Source organism: Agrobacterium sp. 16-172Ci (assembly GCF_053522725.1).
Genome location: NZ_JBNWBW010000039.1, coordinates 23,861 through 31,173, shown reverse-complemented (window position 1 = coordinate 31,173; position 7,313 = coordinate 23,861). Strand labels below are relative to the sequence as shown.

General features: G+C 60.3%; 10 protein-coding genes. 6 read left to right on the top strand and 4 right to left on the bottom strand.

Annotated elements, in window-relative coordinates:
• Positions 1-181 (top strand): hypothetical protein (locus tag ACQZ40_RS24445; protein ID WP_448748810.1); only part of this gene is annotated, 181 nt, incomplete at its 5' end.
• A gap of 89 nt (positions 182-270) precedes the next feature.
• Here the strand turns inward: ACQZ40_RS24445 and ACQZ40_RS24440 are convergent.
• The 3 genes from ACQZ40_RS24440 to ACQZ40_RS24430 form a co-directional block, all read right to left on the bottom strand.
• Positions 271-630 (bottom strand): response regulator, encoded by a 360-nt coding sequence (locus ACQZ40_RS24440; RefSeq protein ID WP_448748809.1) that lies wholly within the window; start codon positions 628-630, stop codon positions 271-273.
• A gap of 142 nt (positions 631-772) precedes the next feature.
• Complete coding sequence (gene hpt, locus ACQZ40_RS24435; RefSeq protein ID WP_004445644.1) at positions 773-1,315, bottom strand: hypoxanthine phosphoribosyltransferase; 543 nt, start codon at positions 1,313-1,315, stop codon at positions 773-775.
• A gap of 70 nt (positions 1,316-1,385) precedes the next feature.
• Positions 1,386-2,057, bottom strand: a complete 672-nt coding sequence (locus ACQZ40_RS24430) for a hypothetical protein (RefSeq protein WP_078053334.1) — start codon at positions 2,055-2,057, stop codon at positions 1,386-1,388.
• Positions 2,058-2,258: 201 nt separating this feature from the next.
• Between ACQZ40_RS24430 and ftsE the strand changes: the two genes are divergently transcribed.
• The 4 genes from ftsE to ACQZ40_RS24410 all read left to right on the top strand — a co-directional run bounded on the left by ftsE (position 2,259) and on the right by ACQZ40_RS24410 (position 5,676).
• Complete coding sequence (gene ftsE, locus ACQZ40_RS24425) at positions 2,259-2,918, top strand: cell division ATP-binding protein FtsE (protein WP_003497447.1); 660 nt, start codon at positions 2,259-2,261, stop codon at positions 2,916-2,918.
• Entirely contained in the window at positions 2,911-3,918 is a 1,008-nt protein-coding gene (locus ACQZ40_RS24420) for a cell division protein FtsX (RefSeq protein WP_065657057.1), read from the top strand. The genes ftsE and ACQZ40_RS24420 overlap by 8 nt, the downstream gene beginning before the upstream one ends.
• Positions 3,919-4,046: 128 nt before the next feature.
• On the top strand, positions 4,047-4,763 hold the full coding sequence (locus ACQZ40_RS24415) for a YdcF family protein (protein WP_161987828.1): 717 nt from the start codon (positions 4,047-4,049) through the stop codon (positions 4,761-4,763).
• A gap of 115 nt (positions 4,764-4,878) precedes the next feature.
• The gene (locus ACQZ40_RS24410; protein WP_065657055.1) at positions 4,879-5,676 is read left to right on the top strand and encodes a lysophospholipid acyltransferase family protein; all 798 of its coding nucleotides are present in this window, start codon (positions 4,879-4,881) and stop codon (positions 5,674-5,676) included.
• On the opposite strand, the gene ACQZ40_RS24405 is transcribed toward ACQZ40_RS24410, so the two are convergent.
• Positions 5,649-6,200, bottom strand: a complete 552-nt coding sequence (locus ACQZ40_RS24405; RefSeq protein ID WP_065657279.1) for a gamma-glutamylcyclotransferase — start codon at positions 6,198-6,200, stop codon at positions 5,649-5,651. The two genes, ACQZ40_RS24410 and ACQZ40_RS24405, sit on opposite strands and share 28 nt — an antisense overlap.
• Positions 6,201-6,249: 49 nt before the next feature.
• Here ACQZ40_RS24405 and ACQZ40_RS24400 point away from each other — a divergent pair, with 49 nt between their 5' ends.
• A complete protein-coding gene (locus ACQZ40_RS24400; protein WP_448748808.1) occupies positions 6,250-7,251 on the top strand; it encodes a DUF2125 domain-containing protein in 1,002 nt (333 codons plus the stop codon).
• Positions 7,252-7,313: the final 62 nt, after the last annotated feature.

The window sequence follows — 7,313 nt, the reverse complement described above, 5'->3', positions numbered from 1 at the left end:
GTCGCAACAATCCGGAAGCTCGTCACTATCCTCAACGCCATCGCAAGGACAGATCCAGCATTTGCTTGATCATCCACGGTTGCTTGATCCGGCATCCAGTCGGCGCGCGTCTGCGCGGCGGAAAGAGTTCTTTCAGCCCAAGGACTTGGGCTGGCTGGATTCCGGCTCGAGGCCGGAATGACGGAGGCAGGGAACTGCGCTGAGCCAGCGGACTGACCAACAAAAAAGGCGGCCCGACGGCCGCCCTTTAGATCTCTGCTTCCTTACCACTCAGGCTGTAAGCGCCCGCGCCACAGCCTTGCGGATATCCGGAAGCGCAAACGGCTTCGAGACGACGTCCACAATCTTCGTCGCCAGATCGTCAGCACGTTCGCGCTGCTCGGCATAACCCGTCATCAGCAAAATGCGCATGGCCGGGAAGCGTTCGGCGGCGCGGTGCGCCAGCTCGATGCCATCCATGACCGGCATGCGGATATCCGAAAGAAGAAGATCGAAACTGGTTTCCTGAAGCTTTTCCAGCCCCTGCTCGCCATCCGCCGCCTCATGGGTCTCGTGACCGTCGAGACGCAGCGCGCGAGCGACGAAAGCCCGCAATGCATCCTCGTCTTCGGTAATCAGAATCTTCGCCATTACTCATTGCTCCTGGGCATCATTTCCAGCCGTGAGCAACATCGCAGGCTCCTCTTTTCAAGAGGTAAACACCCAGCCCTTCGCTGGGTGAATGGTTAATGAGGCGTCTCCGTCCTGTGCCGTTCCGGCACGGCAAAGATGCTCAGGCGTCGCCGGTCACGACGCCGACAAAGGGCAGTTCGCGGAAGGCATAAGCGACATCCATGCCGTAACCCACGACGAAATAATCCGGACATTCGAAACCGACATAATCGGCCTCCAGATCTTCCTTGCGCTTGACCTTCTTGTCGAGCAGCACGGCGATGGTGACGTTGCGGGCGCCACGCTCGTAAAGCAGTTCCTTGGCGAAACGCAGCGTGCGGCCGGATTCGAGAATATCGTCGATCAGGAGGACATCGCGGTCCTTCACGTCGCTGTCGATATCCTTGACGATCCTGACGCCTTGCGAAACCGTGCCGGTGCCATAGCTCGAAAGCGTGATGAACTCGACTTCAGGGGCAAGGCCGCTGTCATGCAGCGCGCGGATAAGATCGGCCGCGAAAATGAACGATCCCTTGAGCACGGCAATGACCAGTAAATCCTTGGTCGGGCCGCTGGCGATGTGCTTGGCCATGTCGCGATTGCGCTCGGCGATCTGCTCGGCGGTATAAAGCGGCTCGATGTTTTTTCCACGGACGACGGGCATTCTTACTCCTGTGCTGCGCCTTGCCGATTTTACCTTTCAGTAAAAATACGAAGACCACGCGTTAGCACAATCAGCGTTCGGACGCACCCGCCTCGACGAAGGAAAGCTTGATCTCAGGCGTTTTTCCACCGGGATGGCGCAACTTTGCCGAAAAACCGTGGCTGAAACCGGGCTGCATCTCCTTCACCGGCGGTTCGATGACCATGCTGGCCACCAGTTGTCCCTTGGCGGCGAAGAGATCGGCGCGGAGGGCCGGCACCTCTTCGAGATTGCCGCCATTGTTTTCGACAATGCCGTTGATGAGCAGAGTATCCATGCCATCCGCCTCCATCGGGGTCACGGTGACATGGGAAATGGCGAGCGGGTTCACCGAAGCGGCAACAGCCGGCTTTTCAGGCACGACCACCGAAAGACCGCCCGAACAGACGAAGACGAAAATCGCAAGCCCCGCCACTAGCGCCGAATAGGCATCCGCCGAAAGACGGGACAATCTGCGGTCCAGCCAGCCGATGAAAGCGAGGCCGAGCACACCGATGGTGACGGGTGGTTTTGCCGCCTGCCGGCGCGCAGCACCGCGATTGTCGTTTCCGTGTTGCCGCGAACGGTTTTCCTTGATGGTGACAAATTCCGCGTCTACCACATCGCGGTCGGGATTTGCCGCCCGCGCCGTGCGGCGCACCGGCGTTTCCGGCATCAGGAGGTCGAAATCGAATGCCGCTTGCCGGCGAGATGAACGGAACATAGCCATAGAATTCCCTGGGTGAGGTTTTCCGGCCCGCAAAACTGGGCATTGCAACGAATCCTGCCAAGTTTTAAATTTAATTGGTTAATGCTTCGCAAAAACGGCTCGCACAGGCTGCCGGATCCGGGTTAAACCCCGACATCCGAACCCCACGCGCCGGCGGCTTGCGAACCACCACGAAACGAAGAGACTGGAAGTCCGTTGATCCATTTCGAAAATGTCGGGTTGCGTTACGGCATGGGACCCGAGATCCTGAGGGACATGACCTTCGATATCCCCAAGGGTTCGTTCCAGTTTCTGACCGGCCCGTCGGGCGCCGGCAAGACGACGCTGCTCCGCCTGCTTTTAATGTCGCTGCAGCCGACACGCGGCAATATCCGCATGTTCAACCGCGATGTATCCCGCATTCCGCGCAGCGAGTTGCCGATGCTGCGCCGCCGCGTCGGCATCGTATTTCAGGATTTCCGGCTGCTCGATCATCTGACGACCTATGAGAACGTCGCCCTGCCGCTGCGTGTGCGCGGCAAGGAAGAGAGCGCCTATCGCAACGATGTGATCGAGCTGCTGAAATGGGTCGGGCTCGGCGAGCGCATCAATGTGTTGCCGGCCATTCTTTCCGGCGGGGAAAAGCAGCGCGCCGCCATTGCCCGCGCCTTGATGGACCAGCCCGAAATCCTGCTGGCCGACGAGCCGACCGGCAACGTCGATCCGCCGATGGCCAAGCGCCTTCTCAACCTTTTTCTGGAACTCAACCGGCTGGGCACGGCCGTCGTCATCGCCACCCATGATTTCGGCCTGATGGACCAGATCGATGCGCGCCGGATGATCCTGACCGAAGGGCGGCTCGACATCTATGAATGAGATCAACCGCAAACAATTGAAGCCGGAAGCGGCGCAGCCGAAGCGCCCGCCCATGCGCATCCGCCCGATGGCGCCCATCCTGCCGCCCTCCAATATTCAGGGCAATGCGCTGATGGTGGTGATCGCCATCATGGCCTTTCTCGCCTGCCTGACGCTGGGCGCCGTCTCCATGGTGCGCGCCACCGCCGCCACCTGGCAGAGCCAGATTTCCCGTGAGATCACCATCCAGATCAAGCCCGAGGACGGGCTGGATATGGATGCGGCGCTGAATAAGGCGCGCAACCTGGCGCTCACCTTCGTCGGCACGCGCGACGGCACCATCCTCGACGATGCGGCGACATCGCGCCTTTTGGAACCTTGGCTCGGCAGCGGTCTCGATCTTTCCGAATTGCCGGTGCCGCGTCTCGTCGTCATCACCATCGACGAAAACAATCCGCCCGATTTCCAGGCGATGCGCGATATGCTGAAGGCGGAGATTCCGCAGGCGTTTCTGGACGACCACCGCACCTGGGTCGACAGGCTGGTCTCCATGGCGAGAACCACTGTCATGATCGGCGTCGGCGTTCTTATCCTCGTCTTTACCGCCATGGTGCTGACGGTGGTGTTTGCGACGCGCGGCGCGCTTTCCGGCAACCGGCATATCGTCGAGGTGCTGCATTTCGTTGGCGCGGAAAGCAGTTTTGTAGCGCGCGAATTCCAGAAACACTTCCTGAAGATCAGCCTCAAGGGGGCGGCGGCGGGCAGCGCTCTGGCCGCGGCGGTTTTCCTTGTCGCCGGTTTCTGGCAATCGAGCACGGTCGCCACGCCGCAGAGCGATCAGGCGAGCGCGCTTTTCGGCTCGTTTTCGGTCGGTCTCGGCGGCTATTTCGGCATTGCCATGACGATGATCATCATCGCGCTTTTGACCACCATTACGGCCCGCGTGACCGTCATCCGCACCATCGACGATATCGACCGCGTCCGCTCCGATCCATCGAAAAGCGACGGCCTTGCATCGTGAGAACACCCCCGGAATCCTGCGGTAGAACTGAAAGCGTCACAAGCCGGATGTAACCTGCAGGCGGTGGACAAAAATGCCTGTTCCTTGCCTTAATCGGCGAGTATTCAGGAGGAATGTTTGTGAGTCGGATGGACCAGGATCAGGCGACAGCGCGACCGGCCAGAAAGGGCCTGTTGTCGCGGCGCGGTCCTCTGCGCCGTTTTATTCGCGGCCTCATCCTGCTTTGCGTCATTGTGCTCGGCGCATTTTCCGGCGGTTTCCTGTGGTTTGCCGATTCCGTCGCCTCCATGCGTCCGCCGGAGGGGGCAAGAGGCGATGCCATCATCGTGCTTACCGGCGGTTATCAGCGTATCGAACAGGCGGTCGGCCTGCTGAGAGACGGCGTGGGCAAGCGGCTTCTGATTTCCGGCGTCAACCCGGCCACCACCCGCTCGCAGATCCGCAAGATGACGCAAGGGTCATCCGACATGTTTTCCTGCTGCGTGGATATGGGCTACAAGGCGATAGACACAATCGGCAACGCCAGTGAGGCGGCAAGCTGGATACGCGACCACAATTATTCCTCCATCGTCGTCGTCACCAATAATTATCACATGCATCGCAGCCTGCATGAATTGCGCAGCGCCAGCCCGCAGACGCAATTCATCGCCTATCCCGTCATCAGCGCCGATCTTGCCCGCACCAACTGGTTCGTGGAGCCGGATGTGGTGAGAACCATGCTTTACGAATATCTGAAGTTCGTGGCGGCGGCGGGACGCGACCTCACCGGCTTCGGCAAGGGCGACGGTCTGCGCAAGGCCGCCGCCGATCATTCCCGGATAAAGACGACAACCGCTTCATCCTGACCGGCGAGAACGCGCTTGCTGCGGCCCCTTGTTTTCGTGTAGGCGTCTGGCATCGGCATCCGGCATCGAGACCTGTCCAAGGCTTCGGAACGGCTGCGCTCCGGGAAGGCTGTTGATGCTCAAGCTGCGCTCTTTTCTTTTCAATACGCTGTTTTATCTCAACCTGATTGTCCGCATGATCGTGCTGACGCCGATCTATTTCATTCTGCCGCGCAAGATCGCCTATGAAATTCCCAAGAACTGGGCGCGATCCAACCACTGGCTGATGAAAACCATCGTCGGCACCACCTTCGAAGTCGAAGGGCTGGAAAACATTCCCGAAACCGGCTGCATCTTCGCGCCCAAGCATCAATCCTTCTGGGACACCTATGCGCTGCTGCCCAATCTTCCCGATCCGGTCTATATTCTGAAGCGCGAGCTTTTGTGGATTCCGCTGTTCGGCTGGTACGCCATGAAACAGCGCATGATCCCGGTTAACCGCGCCGCACGCGGCAAGGTGATGCTGAAGGTGATGGAGCGGGCGAAAGAGGAAATGGCCGCCGGCCGCGAACTCATCATTTATCCCGAGGGCACGCGCCGCCCACCGGGGGCCGAACCCGAATATCGCTACGGCATCGCAAGGCTTTACCGCGATCTGCAGGTTCCGGTCATTCCCGTCGCCATGCATCCCGGCCTGTTCTGGCCGCGCCGGTCCACCATGCGCTATCCCGGCCATTTCAAGGTGCGTATCCTGCCGGCCATCGAGCCGGGGCTGGACCCCGACGTGTTTTTCAAGCGCCTGATCGATGTAACGGAAAAGGCGAGCGACGAGTTGCTGCTGGAAACCGTGCGCAACAACCCGCATTTGCCGCTGCCGCCGACCGCCGTGAAGCGGATCGCCGAACTTCAGGGCAAGGAAACCGCCGCCGGCTGAGCGGCGAGCGCGCCGACATTTTTGGCGATGCTCTCCAGCAGGGAATCGCGAATGCCCATCTCCTGCAGATGCTGCACGGTGTTGAAGACATAATCCGTATTCGGCCCGGACCGGCCCGATGCGGCTGCAACGATGGTCGCCGATTCGGCAACGCCGAGACCGCCGATATATTGCTCATGCGCGGGATCGGCCACATAGGTCACCGCGCTGCTGCGCCTGCCATCGGAAAGCGCGATGGAAACCAGCCGCTCCTTATAGACATTCGTCACCAGTTCGCGCTCGCGCAGATAGATCATGACCGGGTCGCGGTCCTGTCCGCGCACGCGGAAAGCGACGCCAAGGCAGGAGCCGCCGCGCTCCAGGCCGAGAACGAGACCGGGCTTTTCTTCGGTGCCTCTATAAAAGTTGGAACTGATACAAAGCGAGCGCCGATACCCGTGCAGCCGCGCCTGCTGCCGCTCTTCAAAGGCGAAGCCGGGGTTCCACATCAACGAACCGTAGCCAAAGACCCAAAAATCGTCCATATCCCAAGCCAAATCGAAATTGTCTGAAGTCTGTTCATCGGAGATCAATATGGCAGCGTCAAGCCAATCCGGCACCGCCAAAAAATTCCTCTGGCTCGCCATCGCCATCCTCGTGGTCATCGGACTTTATACCGCCGGGTGGTTTTACGCCGCCGACAGGCTGAAGCAGACGGTTCTGAACGTCATTGCCCCCTCGCAGGCGCGCAGCGTCAGCGGCGAATGCGGCGATATCGCCTTCAAGGGTTATCCCTTCCGCATCGGCCTCTTCTGCTCCAAAGTGACGGTGGATGACAAGGAGAACGGCGTTTCCGCTTCCTTCGGCGAACTTCGCTCGGCAGCGCAGGTCTATAATCCCGGCCACATCGTCTGGGAACTCGATTCGCCGGCGGAAATCCGTTCCGCCCATGGCCTGACAATTTCGGCCGCCTGGCAGAACATGCAGTCCAGCATCGTCACCAAGTTGAAGGGCATCGACCGCAGCTCGCTCGTCATCGACGGGCTGAAGGCACAGGCGGTTTCTTCCGTCACCGGCCAGACCATCGATTTGGATGCGGTCAAAACGGAAATGCATCTGCGCCAGAACGGCGCGGATCTCGACGGGGCCATCACGCTCACTGACTCCGCAACCGTCATCAAGGACTGGCCGCAGCTTCTGCCGCGCCTCAACGCCATCGCCGATGTCACCCTTGCCGGCAAGGCGGGCATGGTGGATGGCAGCGACAGTTCGGGCCTGTATGGCGCGAGCGGCGAGCTTCGCAGGCTGGTGGCCGACATCGGCGAGGGCCGCACCATGCGCATCAGCGGCCCCTTCTCCTTCGACAATGAGGGCTATCTCTCCGGCCAGTTCAAGCTGGAAATCGAAAAGCTCGGCGCATGGTCGGACAATGCCAAGCAGGTCTTCCCGCAGCTGCAGTCCACCATCGATACGGCCCGCAAGCTGCTCGGCGCGCTGGCCGGCGGCGGCGACCGGGCATCCGTCGATCTCGTTGTGGATCGTGGCCGCGCCACGGTCAGCGGCTTTATTCCGCTTGGGAAAATCCCGCCGATTTGACGTTTAGCGCCATATTCGACGTCATCCTCGGGCTTGTCCCGAGGATCTGCAACCGGTTGTTT

Bases quoted from the DNA above. Each gene is read 5' to 3' on its own strand.
- ACQZ40_RS24440 (WP_448748809.1), bottom strand. From the start codon at position 630: ATGGCGAAGATTCTGATTACCGAAGACGAGGATGCATTGCGGGCTTTC.
- hpt (WP_004445644.1), bottom strand. From the start codon at position 1,315: ATGCCCGTCGTCCGTGGAAAAAACATCGAGCCGCTTTATACCGCCGAG.
- ACQZ40_RS24430 (WP_078053334.1), bottom strand. From the start codon at position 2,057: ATGTTCCGTTCATCTCGCCGGCAAGCGGCATTCGATTTCGACCTCCTG.
- ACQZ40_RS24420 (WP_065657057.1), top strand. From the start codon at position 2,911: ATGAATGAGATCAACCGCAAACAATTGAAGCCGGAAGCGGCGCAGCCG.
- ACQZ40_RS24415 (WP_161987828.1), top strand. From the start codon at position 4,047: ATGGACCAGGATCAGGCGACAGCGCGACCGGCCAGAAAGGGCCTGTTG.
- ACQZ40_RS24410 (WP_065657055.1), top strand. From the start codon at position 4,879: ATGCTCAAGCTGCGCTCTTTTCTTTTCAATACGCTGTTTTATCTCAAC.
- ACQZ40_RS24405 (WP_065657279.1), bottom strand. From the start codon at position 6,200: ATGGACGATTTTTGGGTCTTTGGCTACGGTTCGTTGATGTGGAACCCC.
- ACQZ40_RS24400 (WP_448748808.1), top strand. From the start codon at position 6,250: ATGGCAGCGTCAAGCCAATCCGGCACCGCCAAAAAATTCCTCTGGCTC.